Origin of the sequence: Erwinia sp. HR93 (assembly GCF_034555055.1) — a bacterium.
GTDB lineage: Bacteria > Pseudomonadota > Gammaproteobacteria > Enterobacterales > Enterobacteriaceae > Apirhabdus > Apirhabdus apintestini.
In genome coordinates this window covers 194,669-212,711 of record NZ_JAXUDP010000001.1, presented here as the reverse complement: position 1 = coordinate 212,711, position 18,043 = coordinate 194,669, and the positions used below count along the sequence as shown (strand labels likewise).

17 protein-coding genes are annotated in these 18,043 nt (G+C 48.8%); 13 read left to right on the top strand and 4 right to left on the bottom strand.

Annotated features, from left to right (window positions below; genetic code table 11):
* Window positions 1-1,117: 1,117 nt before the first annotated feature.
* The 11 genes from SFA31_RS01000 (at window position 1,118) to SFA31_RS00950 (ending at window position 11,880) form a co-directional block, all read left to right on the top strand.
* A complete protein-coding gene (locus tag SFA31_RS01000; protein WP_322836318.1) occupies window positions 1,118-1,762 on the top strand; it encodes a response regulator transcription factor in 645 nt (214 codons plus the stop codon).
* A gap of 25 nt (window positions 1,763-1,787) precedes the next feature.
* A complete protein-coding gene (locus tag SFA31_RS00995; protein WP_322836317.1) occupies window positions 1,788-3,107 on the top strand; it encodes a TolC family outer membrane protein in 1,320 nt (439 codons plus the stop codon).
* Between the two features lie 30 nt (window positions 3,108-3,137).
* Window positions 3,138-4,391 carry an HlyD family secretion protein gene (locus SFA31_RS00990; protein WP_322836316.1) on the top strand — a complete coding sequence of 418 codons (1,254 nt, stop codon included), beginning with the start codon at window positions 3,138-3,140 and terminating at the stop codon, window positions 4,389-4,391.
* Between the two features lie 39 nt (window positions 4,392-4,430).
* The gene (locus tag SFA31_RS00985; RefSeq protein WP_322836315.1) at window positions 4,431-6,587 is read left to right on the top strand and encodes a peptidase domain-containing ABC transporter; all 2,157 of its coding nucleotides are present in this window, start codon (window positions 4,431-4,433) and stop codon (window positions 6,585-6,587) included.
* 57 nt (window positions 6,588-6,644) lie between these two features.
* Window positions 6,645-6,962 carry a hypothetical protein gene (locus tag SFA31_RS00980; protein WP_322836314.1) on the top strand — a complete coding sequence of 106 codons (318 nt, stop codon included), beginning with the start codon at window positions 6,645-6,647 and terminating at the stop codon, window positions 6,960-6,962.
* Between the two features lie 40 nt (window positions 6,963-7,002).
* Entirely contained in the window at window positions 7,003-7,230 is a 228-nt protein-coding gene (locus SFA31_RS00975; protein WP_322836313.1) for a hypothetical protein, read from the top strand.
* Between the two features lie 58 nt (window positions 7,231-7,288).
* The gene (locus SFA31_RS00970; protein ID WP_322836312.1) at window positions 7,289-7,489 is read left to right on the top strand and encodes a hypothetical protein; all 201 of its coding nucleotides are present in this window, start codon (window positions 7,289-7,291) and stop codon (window positions 7,487-7,489) included.
* Window positions 7,490-7,507: 18 nt separating this feature from the next.
* Window positions 7,508-7,753 (top strand): bacteriocin, encoded by a 246-nt coding sequence (locus tag SFA31_RS00965; protein ID WP_322836311.1) that lies wholly within the window; start codon window positions 7,508-7,510, stop codon window positions 7,751-7,753.
* 189 nt (window positions 7,754-7,942) lie between these two features.
* Entirely contained in the window at window positions 7,943-8,479 is a 537-nt protein-coding gene (locus SFA31_RS00960; RefSeq protein WP_322836310.1) for a fimbrial protein, read from the top strand.
* Between the two features lie 81 nt (window positions 8,480-8,560).
* Window positions 8,561-9,292, top strand: coding sequence for a molecular chaperone (locus SFA31_RS00955; protein WP_322836309.1), 732 nt, complete (start codon window positions 8,561-8,563; stop codon window positions 9,290-9,292).
* Window positions 9,293-9,306: 14 nt separating this feature from the next.
* A complete protein-coding gene (locus SFA31_RS00950) occupies window positions 9,307-11,880 on the top strand; it encodes a fimbria/pilus outer membrane usher protein (RefSeq protein WP_322836308.1) in 2,574 nt (857 codons plus the stop codon).
* Between the two features lie 34 nt (window positions 11,881-11,914).
* Here SFA31_RS00950 and SFA31_RS00945 read toward each other — a convergent pair whose 3' ends face one another.
* Window positions 11,915-12,214 (bottom strand): hypothetical protein, encoded by a 300-nt coding sequence (locus SFA31_RS00945; RefSeq protein ID WP_322836307.1) that lies wholly within the window; start codon window positions 12,212-12,214, stop codon window positions 11,915-11,917.
* On the opposite strand from SFA31_RS00945, the gene SFA31_RS00940 reads away from it, so the two are divergent.
* Together SFA31_RS00940 and SFA31_RS00935 are read left to right on the top strand one after the other, a co-directional pair.
* Window positions 12,213-12,935: a fimbrial protein gene (locus SFA31_RS00940; RefSeq protein WP_322836306.1), complete on the top strand. Its 723-nt coding sequence runs from the start codon at window positions 12,213-12,215 to the stop codon at window positions 12,933-12,935. The two genes, SFA31_RS00945 and SFA31_RS00940, sit on opposite strands and share 2 nt — an antisense overlap.
* A 96-nt stretch (window positions 12,936-13,031) precedes the next feature.
* Window positions 13,032-16,235 (top strand): autotransporter outer membrane beta-barrel domain-containing protein, encoded by a 3,204-nt coding sequence (locus SFA31_RS00935; RefSeq protein ID WP_322836305.1) that lies wholly within the window; start codon window positions 13,032-13,034, stop codon window positions 16,233-16,235.
* Window positions 16,236-16,549: 314 nt separating this feature from the next.
* Here SFA31_RS00935 and SFA31_RS00930 read toward each other — a convergent pair whose 3' ends face one another.
* From SFA31_RS00930 to flgA, 3 genes are all read right to left on the bottom strand, one after another.
* Window positions 16,550-16,993, bottom strand: coding sequence for a flagella synthesis protein FlgN (locus SFA31_RS00930; RefSeq protein ID WP_322836304.1), 444 nt, complete (start codon window positions 16,991-16,993; stop codon window positions 16,550-16,552).
* 18 nt (window positions 16,994-17,011) lie between these two features.
* The gene (gene flgM, locus SFA31_RS00925) at window positions 17,012-17,302 is read right to left on the bottom strand and encodes a flagellar biosynthesis anti-sigma factor FlgM (protein ID WP_322836303.1); all 291 of its coding nucleotides are present in this window, start codon (window positions 17,300-17,302) and stop codon (window positions 17,012-17,014) included.
* Between the two features lie 70 nt (window positions 17,303-17,372).
* On the bottom strand, window positions 17,373-18,017 hold the full coding sequence (gene flgA, locus SFA31_RS00920) for a flagellar basal body P-ring formation chaperone FlgA (RefSeq protein WP_322836302.1): 645 nt from the start codon (window positions 18,015-18,017) through the stop codon (window positions 17,373-17,375).
* Window positions 18,018-18,043 lie beyond the last annotated feature (26 nt).

Genomic DNA, 18,043 nt, shown 5'->3' with positions numbered 1-18,043 from the left:
TTGAGTTTATTACCCTAGTAAATGCACGATAAATTAAAAGTCCTCTACCGTGAAGGTGATAATAAATTGGCGATAACCACTTGTAATATCTATTTTTCATGGAGGTATTTACCGACTCGTAAAAAGCAGAATAATCCCTGTTTTGGGTGTTTTTTGTGCTTATTTAGCTCAAAAAGTGGTCGTAATTGCTATGAAATAAGAATTTTCATAGAGACAATGTTTGTCTTTTAGGAATTACAATCAGCCCGGTGAGTTAAGAGAATTAGCTATTTGAATAAGATAACACACTTCAGATGTTCCATGACATACAGTTAATGACTTTATGGCATGCCATGCGAAAGAATCGGTTAATAACGTAGGTTTGTACAGACGCTATACGCTGCCTGGTAGCGACTATTCTGCATTTTATATCGTGCGAGACCCTTAACTGAAGAGCGAAGGTCTGAGCGATTTTAGAACGTCAATAACACGTTGACCAGATAGAGAGATTGGAACGTGAAGGTTTTTAGCATTGGCACCCAAACTGTAATTATAAAGCTGCCGATCGGGTTTTTTGGCTGGCCACGAAATAATTTATCAATTATGGGGATAGTAATAATTTCGGCCAGCCAGCCAGCCTGCCTGCCAGGGCAGAAAGGGTTATGTAGTCTTTGTAACACTCTTTAATGACATTAAAAAATACTCTAAGTCTCTTCTCCCCCCCAGAAGAATGATTCTCTTGTGCACTGGGCTTCTTAATTTTTCCTTTAAGGAATAGTAAGTATCGCTATTAAGAATTACTGGGATTAAGGTGGCGCAGTCTGTTTTTATATTAGGTGTCGACGTTGCATGTTGGTATCAGTGATGTGGAGGAAATCATTGAAAATCAAGGTTAGAAATAATCCTTATTTCCCTGGGTTATGATAAGTATGAATAACAATTGAATAACGTGAGGTGAGTTATTATTGCTCTGTGCTTTTATTATGAATCTGGCTTCATTGCTATTTAACAATCAGGAAATAAAAATTCACTTTGGAATTTTAGGGGTCGTATTTATACTTCGTAAAAAGTCAGGACGGCTACCGTTAGAAAAGCGGTCTTTTCGTTTAACTATACGATTATTTCATGGAATGAGTTTATGCAAACTATGCCTATTGCAATAATGCATCCTTATCCTTTAGTGTTGGGCGCATTATCTTCCTTATTTAATGCCTCAGATAAGTTTAGGGTTGTTCACATTTGCCTTGATTACGAGCAATTGATCAGTGCCGTTGGAATCAGCCACGTTGATTTCGCTATTTTGGATATTGATGCATATGTTCTTGATGAACATGTCCAGAACATGATTCGACGCCTTATTTTTATTCGCCCCAGAATAAAAGTCGTGCTTTATACCGATAAAGTGATGGGCGATGTTATCAATGTGCTAAAGCAGGTTGGTGTCGCGGCCATTGTCAGTAAGAAAGATATGCCAGAGGAGCTTTTATGCGCCTGTGAACAGATTCTGCTGACCAATGAGTTTTATCTTTCGGCGAATATCAAAGAGGCTGAGTCTGCCGCCGGAGATGTGACATTTGGCCTTTCCAACAAAGAGTTTGAAATCATAAAGCTTGTGGTTTCCGGTTATACCCTCGCGGAAATCGCTGAGTTAAAGAATCGTTCTTTAAGCACTATTTCTACGCACAAATATAACGCAATGCGTAAGTTAGGGTTGAATTCTAATACGGAGCTATTGAAATTCGCCTACGAGAACAATTTTTTTCAGAGCATCATTTCTGAATAATATATGTACAAAGGATTGTTCATTCATGAGATACCACCATCTTGGTTTAGCCCTGCTCATGCTACCGGGCTTTGCTAAAGCGGATACATTGCTGGATGCCGTAAAGCACGCTGGGGCAACGAATGCAGAAATGCAGGCTGCAATTTATCAGCAGTTGTCTTCATCGGAAAAAGAGTGGCAAGGCATTGCCGGTTTCCTGCCATCTTTACAGCTTACCGGTTCTTACACCGAGCAGGATCAGCCGAAAGCCGCCTATGCGGCGAAAGTCACCCGGCATGACTGGGGGCTTTCTTTAACCCAGCCGCTATTTGATGTATCAAAATATGCGGATTATCTGCGTGGCAAAGCCATGTCGCAGAGCGGTGAGATCCAGCTATTAAAGACACAGCAAAAAATTATTAATGATGTTTCGGATGCTTACGCGCGCGTGCTTTACCTCCGGGATGTGCTTCATTCCGCGCAGGTGGCCAGTAAGACCTATGAGAAACAGTTAGCACAGGCCCGGGCGGCCATGGATATGGGAGATGTGACGCGCATCGATGTTGATGAAGCTCAGGCAAACCTGGACGTTTCACGTGCGAAAGAGATAGAGGCTGAAAACGAATTAAGCGCAGCGGGTGCGCGATATACACGCCTGACGGGTTTAAGTTATCGGCAAGTTGAACCTATCGCTGCGCAGTGTCTCGTTGCCCGGAAGTCTTTTCAGCGCAACTCGGAAAAGTTATTACTGAATCGCGCTCTCGCTCAAAACGTAGATGTCAGGCTTGCTGAAACGCAAATGGATATCGCGCATAGCGATGTTGTAGCAGCGACCAGCGGCCACCTGCCCGTTGCTCGCCTACAGGCATCCTACGGTACTAACTGGAGTCGGGGGGAAGGTGAGAACCCTCTTGATTCACTGTTTGGAACGACCTCAAAAACGACGAATTCCTACATTGGCGTGCAGGTTACAGTACCTATTTTTAACGGTGGCCTTGCTTTATCTCAGTCCCGTGAAGCCGCCTATAAAAAGGAAGAAGCTCGCTATCAACTCATTGATACCCGACATAAAATTGAAGAGGATTTACATACCGCCCTATTAAATATCAATAATAGTGTGGCGCTGGTTACCTCAACGCAGCGCGTTATTACGTCAGAGAAAAGCAAGGTCGACTCTACGTCACTTGGAAAAGATATGGGCTTGAGAACACAGATTGATGAACTTAATGCTCAGCAGCGTTATTACGAGGCGATAAAAAATAATGCAGAAGCGCGTTTTAAATTATTAAGCGCCAAAATAAACCTTTCTCGCATTATGGGCGATCTTGGTTATAACGTTCTTTCTGACATTACATGCACTAATTAATTTTACTATCATTCTATTTCGGACTTTATTATGACTGACTCTCTTTTCCGTCAGGAAGCACTGGACGCTCAAAAAAATAAGATGATGGGCTCAGTTTCGCTTTATTGCCCCCCTTATCGCTGGTTAGTTATTTTATTAGTTTCTTTTTTTACCATATTAATTATGGGATTTCTTTTCTTTGGGCATTATACAAAGAGAGAAACAGCCAGCGGCCAATTATTGCCAAAAGATGGGGTATATAATGTGACGGCGCCGTCTACCGGCACCGTTACTCGCATGCTGGTAAAAGAAGGCAGTAAAGTAGAAAAGGGAATGCCATTACTGGAGATTTCTTCGGAAATATCAACCTCAATGGGGCAAACCCGTGAGTTTGTTCGCAGCCAGCTCATCATGCAGCAAGCCCGCCTTAAGGCCCAGCTTGAAGGCGTTCAGGAACTGGCTCAGGAAACTTCTCACGGTCTTAAAAACCAACTGACAACATTGGATAGCCAGGTTGGGTTATTGAAGCAGCAGCAATCCCAGCGTCGTCAGCAGCTAACGCTGGCGCAGCGGCAGTTAGAGAAATTGACTGCGATGCGCAATGAAGGTTTCGCCTCTAATCATCAGATAGATGAACAGACCAGCAATGTTCTGGAATCGAATGCGCGCCTGCAGGAGGTTAATCGCCAATCCATGGAGCTGGAGCAGCGAATTTTCTCACTGAAACAGCAGCTTCGTGAACAGCCTTTAAATACTCTGAATCAACAGCGTGAAATTGAACGCAAGCTGGCTGATGTTGAACAATCTCTGGCCGAAAATGAATCTCATCGCGCCATTATTATTCCTGCGACTAGCGCCGGAGTCGTTGGCACCATGCTGGCAAAAACCGGGCAGGTGGTAAATACCGGGCAACCGCTGCTGTATTTACTACCGGAGAATAGCACGCTGCAGGCAAAACTTATGGTCAGCAGCCGGGCGATTGGTTTTATTAACCCAGGCCAGGAAGTTATTTTAAGGTATGAGGCTTATCCCTATCAGAAATTTGGCGTTCAGCGCGGCAAGGTGGCAGAAGTTTCTACCGCAACGCTTTCACCTCAAGAGGTAATGTCATTAACGGGCAATAATAATGTTCAGGAAAAACTGTATCAGGTCACCGTTAATTTAGACAGACAGGATATTTCGCTATATGGAAAAACGGAGCCATTACGTTCAGGTATTAAGCTTGAAGCCGATTTCCTAATTGAGAAACGCCGCATTATTGAGTGGGCATTTGAACCGCTATACGCCCTTGGAAAGCGCCTGTAAATACGCCCGTTTATTACGTAATCATGGAGTTAAATCCAAATGGATTTTTTGAAATCGCTAAATTTTAGCTTTCGCCGACGTTTGCCGGTAATACAGCAATCCCAGGCCGCTGAATGTGGTCTCGCCTGTGTAACGATGATAGTTAATTATTATAATTACCGTATCGACATGGTGACTATGCGCCAGCGTTTCTCGACGTCGCTTAAAGGTGCAACCCTTGGCGATATTATGCTGGTTGCCGGCCATTTGGGAATGACCGGGCGGGCGCTTCGGCTTGAAGTCGAAGAGATGTCAAAACTGAGAACGCCCTGCGTGCTGCACTGGAATATGAACCATTTTGTGGTGCTTAAAAGCGTCTCGAAAACGGGGATTACTATCCACGATCCGGCTCAGGGGCTGCGCGTCGTTCCTTTTGCCGAGGTCTCGCGCTGTTTCTCCGGCGTAGCGCTGGAGCTATTGCCCTCTGCAGAATTTAAGCCAGCCGAATCTCGTCAGTCGATTTCAATGTATCGCCTGATTGGCAGCGTCCACGGGATCCGCTCTGCGCTCAGTCAGGTATTAATTCTGTCGATAGCGCTAGAGCTTTTTGGGATCATTTCCCCTTTTTATATGCAGTGGGTAATGGACCAGGTGTTGGTGTCGGCCGATAGGGACTTGCTGACGCTTTTAAGCGTGGGCTTTATTTTTGTTCTGCTGATGCAAAATGCCATTACCGCGCTTCGTTCCTGGGTTACAACCTGGTTTTCCAGTCTGCTTAACGTACAGTGGACAGCGAATGTCTGCTCACATTTATTAGGACTCCCACTCTCCTTTTTCGAATCGCGTCACGTGGGCGATATTATTTCGCGCTTTGGCTCGATTAACACTATCCAAAGCACGCTGACTTCTCGCTTTATCAGCTCGGTACTGGATGGCGTCATGGCGGTAATTACGCTGGGAATGCTCTTCACTTACAGCGCCACCCTGAGCTGGGTTGTGATGCTGCAATTTGCGCTTTACGGCATTATTCGTTTTACCGCCTATCGTCCTTTCCGCCGGGCTAATGAAGATCAGATTGTCACGGCCGCGCGTGCGGAGACGATTTTGCTGGAGTCGGTGCGTGGGGCAAAAGCGCTGAAGCTTAACAATAAGCAAGATGTCCGGGTGGGAACATATGCGAATGCATTAGTAGAGACCACCAATAAAAACATTGTTATTCAGCGTTTATCCATTGCCTTTAGTACGGTTCACGGCGTTATTTCCGGCGTCGGGCGTATTATTTTAGTCTGGATGGCGGCAACGCAGGTATTAGATGGCCACTTCTCTGCAGGTATGCTGATTGCATTTATGTCGTTTGCCGATCAGTTTATCTCGCGTGGCTCTGGATTAATCGATGCCATGATTGATTTTAAGATGTTAAAACTTCACGGTGAGCGTTTAGCCGATATTGTTCTGACGGAAAGAGAAAAAGACGGGAATCACGAAAAAGTAATTCGGAATACCGCGCTGAGTAATGAACATGCTCCGCGTATTACAATCAAAGATCTTTCATTTCGTTATGCGGAAACAGAGCCACTGGTTTTAAATAATTGTTCTTTTGAGATTAATTCAGGAGAGTCTGTTGCCATAATTGGCCCGTCTGGGCAGGGTAAAACGACGCTGGCAAAACTATTGCTAGGACTTTTAACTCCTGAAAATGGAAGTATTATGATTGACGGTGTTGATATTCAGCAATTAGGATTATACCAATACCGGGAAAGAATAGGTTGCGTAATGCAGGACGATATTCTTTTCGCAGGTTCAATATCAGATAATATTTGTTTTTTTGACGCTGAGCCAGATCAGGAGCGAATTGAAAATGTCGCCAAACTCGCTCAGATACATGATGAAATTATGCGTATGCCAATGGGTTATCAAAGCCTAGTTGGTGATATGGGGTCATCTTTATCTGGCGGGCAGAATCAGCGTGTTTTATTAGCAAGAGCGCTTTACCGTAACCCATCTATTTTGGTTCTTGATGAAGCATCAAGCCATTTGGATGTGGAAAAAGAAATGTTAATTAATAACGCCGTTAGGCAGATGAAAATAACACGTATTATTATTGCACATCGACCGGAAACTATTCGGAGTGCTGACCGTGTTATTGCTCTTAATAATGGTGCTATTCAAGAAATTTATCCTGATATGCTTCCTGGAAGCGTAACTGGTGATAAATAAGTCATAGTTTTATGACTTTGGAACAGTAAATAATCAAAAAATGTAAAGGAATTATCAATGCGTGAACTTAGCATTCATGAAGTAGACGTTGTTGCAGGCGCAAGTTTTGCTTCTCGCCTCGGTGCTGCTGGATTAGGGGCTTTGGTTGGATTATCTTCCGGTACTATGCGCGGCGGCGTAGCTGGCGGTTCTGTGGGCGGGATCTTGGGTTTCGGCCTTATCTCCTCTCTGGTTACCATGGTCTGGGGCGGCGCTTTGGCAACCGTTCACGGCGCTGTTTATGGCCTGGTTAATGACTGGGATAAAACGCTGGAAACCTTTAATAACTATTCAGATCAGTTTGCCGATCTGACTGTTACTACGCCTAAAGTCTAATTCTTCCACGTGTAATACAATATAAAAAAGGAATATTACCATGCGCGAATTAAAAAATAGCGAAATCAATCATGTTTCTGGTGGTAAATTAGATCTGTCTGGTTTCTTCGACGGTTCTTTTGCTAAAGAAGTCAGCGATTTTCTGAATAATACTATCGCTCCGATCTTCAAAAATACTTTCGACGGTATTTCTAAGCTTCTGACTGATGGTTTTGATAACCTGAAAAATACTATTACCGGTATCATCGGTGGTGGTAAAAAAGCATAATCATTGCTGACAAAACGCCGGTATTCTAATGCCGGCGTTTTACTCTATGGAGATTATTATGCGTGAGTTAAACTCCTCTGAACTGCAGGCCGTTTCCGGCGGCGAACTCCCCGCATGGACATCAATTAAAGATTGGTTTGATAAGCTTATAACTTCTGCAAAAGATGTTAATGAGCATATCACATGGGGCGTAAGCGTTAGCGTAGCAGGTTCAATATTAAATATTGCCAAATTCTTTCTAGGGCGCTTCTTACACTAAGCGAATAGGAATTGTAGAATGAAACAATTAAACGAAAATCAACTTTCACAAGTTAGCGGCGGCCTGTCTGTGTCCGGACTTCTCGATTTTATTCGGGGAATAGGCCATTCACGCGATGAAGGTAAAGTAGATTGGACTAATCCGAATACTCAACCTTCAAATGGTTATGGGCTTGGTGACATTGCCGGTGGCGCCGTTGTTGCAATTATTGGTGCGGCTGTTGCTGGTATTAATTATCTTGTTAAATCCAGTCGCGCTAAATAAATAAAATAAAGTTTATACCAAAATATCTAATTCTATTTGGATATATTACGATTGAGACCCTGTCAGGCGGGAAAATATAATTCTACCTGAGATAGTATTTCCATTATCTCACCCCGCCAGAAAGTTCTGGAAAATAACGCTGTAAGAAGAATAAAACTTACAGAGTATTTAAAAAAGGAGTTTTTAAGAATGAAAGCGATTTTCTCTGTTGTTGCTGCATCTCTGCTGATGGCCGGCATTTCTACGGCTAATGCATCTGATGGCACCATCGTTTTTAACGGTGAACTGACTGATGCGACCTGTGACGTTACCGTAAACGGCGGTTCAAACGACGCGACTGTAACGCTGCCGACCCTGTCTGCAACTATGCTGGCTGCCGCTGACGCAACTGCAGGTGATACCGATTTCGTTATCAACCTGAAAAACTGTAACCCGGCAACCGGTAAAGTGCGTGCTTTCTTTGAAGCGGGCAACACCGTAGATATGACTAACGGTCGCCTGAAAAACATGCAGGCTCAGGGCGCAGCTGGCAACGTACAGCTTGAGCTGCTGAACGAAGGTGGTACTTCACTGAAAGTAGGTGATACCGGGCAGCGCGCTAATGCCGCTACTGACCTGAATGCAGGCACTGCCGATCTGCCGTACATCGTTCGTTATCACGCAACAGATAAAACTAGCGCGGGTAAAGTAACTTCTTCTGTTACTTACTCTATCGATTACGAGTAATCCGCCCTAGCTGAGCAGAGGCGACCTCGCGTCGCCTCTTTTCATATCTTTCCGGGGAAGTAATAAAGGGACTTAATTATTATGAGAAAAACAATCGGAATTTTAACGGCAGCGATTCTTTCTTTATGTTTTACGGTTACCACTCAGGCAAGTATTGTAATTAACGGTACCCGAGTTGTTTATCCTTTAGATCAGAAAGATATTTCCGTGCATTTTGATAATCGTGGCAATATTCCGTCGCTCACGCAGGTATGGATCGACGATGGCAATCGTGATACTCCGATTGATAAGCTCAATGTACCCTTTATTATTACTCCGGCTATGTCCCGGGTTGAGCCGGGAAAAGGTCAGACGATAAGAATTATTTATACCGGCAGTGGCACAGCCAAAAATGAAGAAAGTATTTATTGGTTGAATGTCCTGGATATTCCTGGTCTGGCAAAAAAAGCGGTGCCAGATAATTATCTACAGATGGCTATTCGTAGCCGCATCAAACTTTTTTTACGTCCCGCTGGCCTGTCAGCTGATGGATTAATTAAAGCCTCAGAGAAAATTAGCTGGAAGATCGTTAATACCGGTGGAAAGGCACAATTGCGCGCCACCAATAGCTCACCCTATCACGTCACTATTACCGGCATCACTCTGACCAGCACCGGCGGGAAAACTATTGAGATGACGCACGGCGGAATGGCGTATCCCAATAGTACGCTTGATATTGATTTGCCGAAGGCCGCAGGGCAGGTCTCGAAGATTAACTATACCTCTCTCAGCGATAGCGGTGCCGCCCTTAAATTTGAATCTGCTCTGAAGTAATGGGGGGTGTCACGATGCAAAAGAAAAATGCTGCACCCCCGCTATTTTCGCTAAAGCCGATTGCCTTTTCCGTAGGCTGTGCGTTATTTACGGTTCATGGTTACGCGTGGGCCGAGGAGAGTAGCACTGAGACAGCGGCCAGGCAGGAAACCCGTACAGCCGATGACGGTATGCAGGAAGTAGAATTTAACCCGTCGTTTTTATCGGCTTTCCCCGGCAGCCAGCAAACGCTCTCCCAATATAGCCGCGGCAATCCGCTGGTCGTAGGGCGCTATCCTTCGATTATTAGCGTTAACGATCGCAAGCTCGGCAAGCGGGAGATCCGCATTGAGAAGGTTAACGGCAAACCCGCCGTGTGTATTACTTCGCAGATTTTGACGGACTCTGGGATAAACCAGGAAAAGCTGTCGTCGGCAGAGCTAAAGCATTTACAGGACCCGGCCGCCTGCGTGCCCTTTAGCGCTTTAACGCAGGAAGGCCGCGCTTATTATGATATGTCCAGCCTGACGCTGAATTTTGCCATGCCGCAGGCGATGCTATATACCCAGGGACGCGGCTATGTCAGCCCGGAATTATGGGATGGCGGCCAGACGGCGCTGTTATTTAATTACAATACCAACTATTACAACGCGGTCTCACACGGGAAATCGTGGCAGTCTGCCTATGCCGGGCTGAACGTTGGGTTAAACTTTGAAAGCTGGATGTTTCGCCACACCGGGAACCTAAACTGGCGCGATGACTCGGGTTCTAACTATAAATCTAACCGTACCTACGTGCAGCGTGATATCAATGCGTTACGTTCACGTTTAACTATTGGGCGCAATTTTACCAGCGGTGAGCTGTTTGATAGTTTCGGCTATCGCGGGGCTGAACTTGCCTCTGTTGACCAAATGCTGCCGGACTCACTGCGCGATTATGCCCCTATTGTGCAAGGCACGGCGGATACTAATGCGAAGGTCAGCGTGCGCCAGAACGGCGTGACGCTCTATGAGACCGTGGTGCCGCCTGGCCCCTTTGCCATTAACGATCTCTACCCGACCGGCTATGGCGGTGATATTGACGTAACGGTACAGGAATCTGACGGACGGGTTAAAACGTTCAGCGTACCGTTCTCCTCGGTAGCCCAGTTGCTGCGTGCGGGAATGACGCGCTACAGCCTGCTGGCCGGGGAAGTCGATATTCAGAACAACTCCTGGCATCCTAAAATCGCGCACGGCACTATCCAGCACGGTTTCAATAACGTGTTCACCGGCTATGCGGGTGGGCTGACGACGGATGACTACAGCGCCCTGCTGTTAGGCGGTGCGGTGAATACGGGAGTGGGTGCGCTGGCGCTGGATATCACCGGCGCGAAAACACAGCTCAATAACTTCTCGCACACCGGGAGCAGTACGCGGCTTACTTATAGCAAGAGAATAGCTGAGACGCGCAGCAGCATCAGTCTGGCAGCTTATCGTTATTCTTCTTCCGGCTACCTGGATTTAAATAACGCCATGTCGCTGGCTGAATGGCAGCACAACGGCGGCAGCAGTACCAATAACAGTTATAGCTGGCGCCAGCGCAGCCGGTTCTCTGTCACCCTGAACCAGTATTTACAGGACGGCTATGGTCAGTTTTATTTGACGGGCTATAACCAGAACTATTGGGGGCGCTCCGGGAATGATACTCAGTATCAGCTTGGCTACAGTAACAACTGGCGCAGTTTGACCTATAGCCTGGCCGTAAGCCGCCAGCGCAACGCGACCGGTGACAACCAGAATCAGTTCACGCTGACGCTCACAATGCCGCTTGGCCAGGTAAGCGCGCACACGCCGTATCTGTCAATGAGCACCGGCTGGGATTCTGATAATAAGTTGACGAACCAGACCAGCGTTAGCGGGCAGCTCGGTGAATATAATCAGGCCAACTACAGCGTGGGCTACAGCCATACGAAAGACGATGATGCCGGCAACTTATCTGCAGGCTATCGTACGCCGTGGACAATGGTGACCGGTAGTTACGCGCAGGGGAAAAACTACCATTCTTCCTCAGCGGGGCTGACAGGCGCGCTATTGCTACATAAGGGCGGTCTTGTCGCCAGCCCTTATACCGCTAATACCATGGCGCTGGTACATGCGCCGGATGCGGCCGGAGCGCAAATCCTGAGCTACCCGGATATCCATCTGGACAGCCAGGGTTATGCATTGGTGCCTAACCTGCGCCCATATCGGCTTAATGATATTACGCTGGATCCGAAAGGGCTCTCTACTGACGTTGAACTGCTCTCCACTAAAGAGCAGGCGGTCCCCCGTGATGGCGCGGTGGTTGCCGTTAACTTTATGACGGACGTCGGGCGTTCCGTGCTGATTAAGGCGCAGGATAAACATAATAATCCGCTGCCCTTCGGTGCCTCGGTTATCGATCAGGATAATAACCTGGTGGGATATGTCGGGCAGGGCGGAATGGCATTAGTGCGTCTGAAGCAGGATAACTCGCGCTTAAAAGTGATGCTTAACAATAATGCCCTGTGTGCAATGTCGGTGAATTTACCTGCGGCAGAAAAAAATCAATCGCGTCGCTTTGAGAATATAAGCGCGACGTGTGAGTAAAGGATTATTCTATGGTTTTCATGAATAAATATATTTATCTCAAAAGAGAGACAGGGGTTTTATTTTTATTATTGATAAGTTCCTTGTTATTTTCTTTTGCCGCGCGGGCTGATTTACGCTGTGAGGCTGAAGGTGCGACAACCGTAGCTGATATCGGTAATACCGATGCTATTACGGTTTCACGATCGACGCCTATTGGGACCGTCATTTTTTCAAAAACAATGACGGGCTTAAAAGTCAAATGCACCAGTTCGGCATTAACCAAGTCGGATAATCTGTATTTTGTGCGTAAGAACCTAAAAAATATTTTAGGTGCCGGCAGTGGTTTAAGCATGTTTGTCACTTACAAAGGCAACCGTGGCGATACGCCGGTAAATATCCTGCAGGCATCAGATGTCGGTTATTTCGGGCCGCCGGGCACCAGTTTTAACTGGCCCGAGTTTAATCTGTCCGATGTGACCGTTGAAATCGTTAAAACGGGGGAGATGATGGATAAAGTTTCCGTTCCCTCGAATTTAATTACGGTATTTCAGCTCGACAGCTCGCCTTCAGGCGGTAATCCGGCGTCTTTTTTTGTGAAGAATGCGCCAAATATTAACTTTGTGACGGAAACCTGCCGTCCGCTTAACCAGTCGGTAGAGGTACTTATTCCACCTGAGCCGATTAAACCCGGCGGTTTTGGCTCTGGCCCTGGTACTACGTCCGTCAGTAATAAGCCTTTTAATCTGGAGTTCTTCTGTGATGTCAGCGTTTCGGGGAAATTTGATGTTTCGCTGCAAATCGATGGCGTTTCGGCTACGGCAGATCCCGCGCAGGGCGTGCTGAAGCTTGATGAAACCGGACCGGGGAAAGCGACCGGAGCGGGGGTTCAGGTGCTGCATGGCGATACTAACCTACCGGTTAAGTTAGGCACGCCGTGGAAAATCGCCAGTTATCCGAATGCGGCGGACTGCCGACTCACGGTTCCGCTTATCGCGCGCTATTACCAGACGGAAGGCACTGCGACCGGAGGCAAGGTTCACAGTACCGCAACCTTCACGCTGACGTATGAATAATTAAATGCTGTATCGCCCCTCTCCCGGATACGGGGGAGGGGCAGTTTTGTCGTTTTTGTTGCGACGACACCGGTGGTCTCTATAAGGAAATAGGTTATGAAAATATATTCCATTACGCAGTTTTCATGGCGGCATCTGACGGTGCCCGTCGCGTTTAGCATCAACCTCCTTCCTGCGGTCGCGCTGGCGGCGTCGCCCTGGCAGGTTGACGACGGCTCACAGGTCGCAGTGACAAAAGGATATCAAAGCTCAGAAGCGAACGATGTCGCGCTGAAGGCCAGCGGGCAGGGCAGTACGCTGGAGACCAGTCCCGCTATCACATTTAACCTGGCGGGTGATTCCGTACAGGGGGCGAATGCCAGCAACGGCGCTACCATCACGCTGAATAAAAGCCAGACGTTTGCCAAAGGTGCCAACAGCCGCGGCGCTTACGTTGATGGCGCGACGCTCAACGTTAACGGCGGCGCGATGACGGCGGAAGGGAAAAGCGGTATGGCGCTGCAGGGCGTCAAAGGGGCGGTGATTACCCTTAATGACACCACGCTGAATGCAGCGGGGGGCACAGCGTATGGCGCCTCTATGAATAATTCCACGCTCAATATGAATCACAGCGATTTCAATATTCTCTCCGCCACCAACGGCATCAACCTGGTGAGCGACAGCGAAATGAATGTGCTGGACTCTTCGATAACGATTACGGACAGTAATGCGACAGCCGGTATTTTAGTGCGTAAAGCGACGCTGAATGCCGACCAGCTTATTTTGAACTCGCTAGCGAAAAACGGGCTGCGTTTATACGGCTATAGCGATGCGATGATGGCGCAGGCTAATATCAAAAATAGCAACATCATCAGCAGCGGCGAGAGTGCGGTTCTTGCCATGCACGGTAACGGCGTATTCGATAATGTCACTATTTCGAATACTCTCGGTATGGGCATTAACGCCAACGTCAATTCACATCTTGATTTAAACGGCGTGAGGATCGAAACGCTCGGGGATGCGCTGTGGGTTGCCGATGACGCCGCGACGGTAACGGCGACGGGCAGTGAATTTACCACCACGGGTGATAAGGCGCACGCGGTGAGCGCGCAATTTGGTCAGACGCACCTTACGGACTCCACCCTTTCTACCACCGGCGCGGCGGGCTACGGCCTGTATTCCGAAGCATTGGTTGACGCCAATAATGTCCAGGTCACAACGAATGGCGATAAATCGGCGGGCGCTTTCGCCGCGCGCGGCGGTACCATTACTATGACCGACAGCACCGTGCAGACGCACGGCGCGGCCTCTTCCGGGTTAATGACCTACGCTGGCTCCACGCTCAACGCTAACGGTGTTCGCGTTATTACAGACGGCGATAATGCTGCTGCCGCTATGGCCAATGGTGGCACCCAGAATATCACCAATAGCGATTTACACGCCGCAGGGACCGGGCCGATTCTGGCTGCGACTATGGATAACGGCACGATTAATGTGGTTGGTTCCACGTTGACCAGTGATAAAGGCAGCGCGATTCAGGTGAACGGCGCAACGCTCAATGTAGATATGAGCGGCGGGACGACGCTCAACGCCGGAAATAACCTGCTACTGGATGTCATGCAAAACCAGGCGCAGCAGCCAGGCGTAGCTAACGTTGCGGCTCACGGGATGACGCTGCAGGGTGATATCCAGGCGGATAGCGTCAGTGATGCAAACCTGGCGCTGTATGAGCAGTCTATCTGGACCGGCTCGACGCAGTCAGGTGGTCAAATCTTGCTGAACGATAGCCAATGGACGCTGGAGCAAAGCTCCCGCGTGAAAGGTCTGTCGATGGCAAATGGTCATGCGGATCTTTCAAAAACCACGGGATGGAGCACGCTCACAGTGGACGGTAATTTGACCGGCGACGGCCAGTTTACCGTGAAAACCGAACTGGGCGATGACAGCTCCCCGACGGATAAAGTGCTGGTTAAAGGCAGCGCCGACGGCCAGTACCAGGTTGCCGTGGTAAACCAGGGCGGGCGCGGTGCGCAGACGGTTAACGGTATTAACGTAGTGGATGTTCAAGGTGATAGCAGCAAAGCGAACTTTGAGCAGAGCGGGCGTATTGTTGCCGGCCAGTACGAATACAACCTGGTGCGCGGCGCTGCCGCAGATAACGGGCGCTGGTATTTGGTGAGTTCGACGGATGATCCAGCCCCCGACAACGGCGGCGATGATAACGGCAGCGGCGGCACTGATAACGGCAGCGGCGGCACTGATAGCGGCAGCGGCGGCACCGATAACGGTAGCGGCGGCACCGATAACGGTAATAACGGTAACGGCGGCGGCACAATTAAACCGTTCTCACCGCGTTTGCGCCCTGAAGGTGCCAGCTACATCGCCAATATGGAAGCTGCCAATACAATGTTTGTGACGCGTATGCACGATCGTATTGGCGAACCGCAGTTTGATGCGAAGGATAGGCAAAGCAGCCTTTGGTTACGCCAGGTCGGCGGACACAACCGCTGGTATGACGGCAGCGGCCAGTTGCGCACTACCTCTAATCGCTATGTGGTTCAGTTAGGCGGTGATGTTGCGCAGTGGCAGTTTGCGGAGTCCGCGCTGAAACTTGGCGTGATGGCCGGCTACGGCCACAACAAAAGCCATACGACCTCCGGGATTTCTGGCTGGAGTTCTGAAGGGCAGGTAAATGGCTACAGCGGCGGATTGTATGCAACCTGGTTTGCCAACGACGACACGCGTGAAGGGCTATATGTGGATAGCTGGTTGTTGTACAGCCACTTTAAGAACAGCGTTAAAGGTCAGAACCTGGCGGAGGAAACCTATGATTCTCACGGTCTGACCGCGTCTCTGGAATCAGGATATACGCTGCCGCTTGGCGCCTTTACCGGCAGCAAAGGCACCGCGTATCAGGCCTGGTTACAGCCTCAGGCGCAGTTGGTATGGATGGGCGTTCGGGCGCCGGGTCACCGTGAAGATAACGGCACGCGTATGGCGAGTTCCGGCGATGGCAATATTATGAGCCGCGTTGGATTGCGCGCTGCGCTTTCCGGTCACGATGCGTCGGATAACGGAGGCGAAAAAGTGTTCCAGCCGTTCATTGAGGCTAACTGGATCCATAATACGCGTCAGTTTGAAAGCACCGGTGACGGTGTGAAGCTCTCGCAGGCCGGCGCGCTCAACGTTGCCGAGGTGAAAGTCGGCGTGGAGGCGAAATTAACGCGTTCGTTTACCATGTGGGGGAACACGGCGGTGCAGGTCGGCACGCGGGGTTATAACGACGCCAGCGCAATTATGGGGCTGAAATACGCCTTCTAATCGCCAAATCCGGAGCGTGTAGCTAACGCTCCGGATTCGCGCGGTCATCGCGGTCATAAAGGAAAAATAGTGGAATTCATGATGGCGTGAGCCGGAGAAAGCAGGTATTTCATGCAGCTTGCAACGTGCGGCAATTGCCGCGCGGTGGTAATACCGCCCGTGAAAACAGGTTGTCGAACCTGGAATTAATCGGCAATGAAATCATGCTGATTCGCAGGGCCGCGGCCGTTATTTTCACGAGCGACGCTATCCTGACCACGGGGTTTAACCGCCACGCCTGACGCGAATGAAATTACTGACGGCGGTGCAAGACGTTAAATATTGATATTTAGACGGTTGAAATTGGCGCCGGCCTGCGACTGCCCGTTTTCACCGTAGACCATTTGCCCGAGGCTGGTACGGGAGATGACTTTACGAATATCGTTAACGATAGCCATCTGCTGTTCCATTAATTCGCCGTTTTGCATATTCAGCGCTTTCAGCTCCAGCGTAAGCTGGACTATACCCTGCCACAGCTCGCCAAAGTCGGCGTTTTCAGCGTAGGGGGCGATGAGGCGTAAGCGTTTTTCCTCATCCAGACGCAGTTTGTCGTAATAATTCAGCGCGGCCAGCAGGCTATTTTTCTCATCGGTAATTGCCTGCAATACCAGCGGATCGCGCTGAATAACCTGCAACGCATCGTATTCCGCAAGTAACACGACTTTCAGTTTTAGCAGATCTTGCTGGATGCCGCCGAGCGTCTGGGCAAAGTTTTCCATTTAATTTATCGGGCTTGTTCAGTCTGAATGATGAATATTGCTCAACATGGCGTCCGCGATTTTTCCCGCGTCTAAGGTTAATTCGCCACGGCTAAGCGCGTGTTTAATCTGGGCAACGCGATCGGTGTCGATGTCTGCGCTGTCTTCATTTAAATAATCGGCGGCGCGGCTCAGGGTCACCTGGGCGCTGCTTTGTGCAAACGTAGCGTTAGCGTGCTCAGGCGTTTTTTGTGCCGGCGCTTTGGTGACGTTAGCGATATTCTGAGTATCAGTCAGCGGATTAATAGATTTTGCAGTATCAATGCTCATGGATATTGCTCCAGTTCCGGTGCTTGTAAACATAGTATCGGCCAGTTATCTGATAACTTGAATCGAAAAACTACATTGCTATGTAAATAGCGCCGTCCTCACCGACGGTGCCTTTAACCAGCTTTCCTGAAGCGGTACGAACCATGATGCTATCCTGCACGCTGCCGTTACTTAACGCCTCACCCATACTGTGAATACGAAACCCGCTGCCCTGCGCGATAAGCGTGACGCGCTGACGATTACGCACCCGCCAGGGCTTGCGAATTGCCCGATGAATCACCGGCGCGTTTGCAGCTATACGATGTTGCAGCACGTAACCGACGATATCCTCATTTTTGAAGATAATATCAGGCGTCAGTTTCGCGAGATCGCCGCTGCGCAGCTGGATATCTTCAGCGGCGATTGCCTGTCCCGCATTAAGCGGTTTACTGGCCACCCAATAGCTTCCCGTCGCGGCGACTCGCGCCTGAATAAAGCGCATTTTTCCACCGCAATTCAGCAGTACGCTAACATTGCCCGTTAGCCGTTTACTTCCTTCCGCCACGCGCAGGCTTGGGCTTTCGCATTGTAATGCCGGCGTTTTATTGAGCGTAACGTTGAAGTTAATACCTGCACCCTGATGCTGAGCCTGAAGGTAGCCTGCGATTTGCTGCTCCAGCGAGTCTTGACCCCACGATAGCCCGCTCCACGCCAACAGAAGGGCGCACAGCGGCATGCAGTATGTATGAATCCAATTAAATC

Excerpts from the sequence above, each read along its gene's own strand:
- SFA31_RS00985 (WP_322836315.1), top strand. The coding sequence starts at position 4,431 with ATGGATTTTTTGAAATCGCTAAATTTTAGCTTTCGCCGACGTTTGCCG.
- SFA31_RS00990 (WP_322836316.1), top strand. The coding sequence starts at position 3,138 with ATGACTGACTCTCTTTTCCGTCAGGAAGCACTGGACGCTCAAAAAAAT.
- SFA31_RS00955 (WP_322836309.1), top strand. The coding sequence starts at position 8,561 with ATGAGAAAAACAATCGGAATTTTAACGGCAGCGATTCTTTCTTTATGT.
- SFA31_RS00975 (WP_322836313.1), top strand. The coding sequence starts at position 7,003 with ATGCGCGAATTAAAAAATAGCGAAATCAATCATGTTTCTGGTGGTAAA.
- SFA31_RS00970 (WP_322836312.1), top strand. The coding sequence starts at position 7,289 with ATGCGTGAGTTAAACTCCTCTGAACTGCAGGCCGTTTCCGGCGGCGAA.
- SFA31_RS01000 (WP_322836318.1), top strand. The coding sequence starts at position 1,118 with ATGCAAACTATGCCTATTGCAATAATGCATCCTTATCCTTTAGTGTTG.
- SFA31_RS00950 (WP_322836308.1), top strand. The coding sequence starts at position 9,307 with ATGCAAAAGAAAAATGCTGCACCCCCGCTATTTTCGCTAAAGCCGATT.
- flgM (WP_322836303.1), bottom strand. The coding sequence starts at position 17,302 with ATGAGCATTGATACTGCAAAATCTATTAATCCGCTGACTGATACTCAG.
- SFA31_RS00945 (WP_322836307.1), bottom strand. The coding sequence starts at position 12,214 with ATGCTTAAACCACTGCCGGCACCTAAAATATTTTTTAGGTTCTTACGC.
- SFA31_RS00965 (WP_322836311.1), top strand. The coding sequence starts at position 7,508 with ATGAAACAATTAAACGAAAATCAACTTTCACAAGTTAGCGGCGGCCTG.
- SFA31_RS00980 (WP_322836314.1), top strand. The coding sequence starts at position 6,645 with ATGCGTGAACTTAGCATTCATGAAGTAGACGTTGTTGCAGGCGCAAGT.
- SFA31_RS00940 (WP_322836306.1), top strand. The coding sequence starts at position 12,213 with ATGTTTGTCACTTACAAAGGCAACCGTGGCGATACGCCGGTAAATATC.
- SFA31_RS00960 (WP_322836310.1), top strand. The coding sequence starts at position 7,943 with ATGAAAGCGATTTTCTCTGTTGTTGCTGCATCTCTGCTGATGGCCGGC.
- SFA31_RS00935 (WP_322836305.1), top strand. The coding sequence starts at position 13,032 with ATGAAAATATATTCCATTACGCAGTTTTCATGGCGGCATCTGACGGTG.
- SFA31_RS00995 (WP_322836317.1), top strand. The coding sequence starts at position 1,788 with ATGAGATACCACCATCTTGGTTTAGCCCTGCTCATGCTACCGGGCTTT.
- SFA31_RS00930 (WP_322836304.1), bottom strand. The coding sequence starts at position 16,993 with ATGGAAAACTTTGCCCAGACGCTCGGCGGCATCCAGCAAGATCTGCTA.
- flgA (WP_322836302.1), bottom strand. The coding sequence starts at position 18,017 with ATGCCGCTGTGCGCCCTTCTGTTGGCGTGGAGCGGGCTATCGTGGGGT.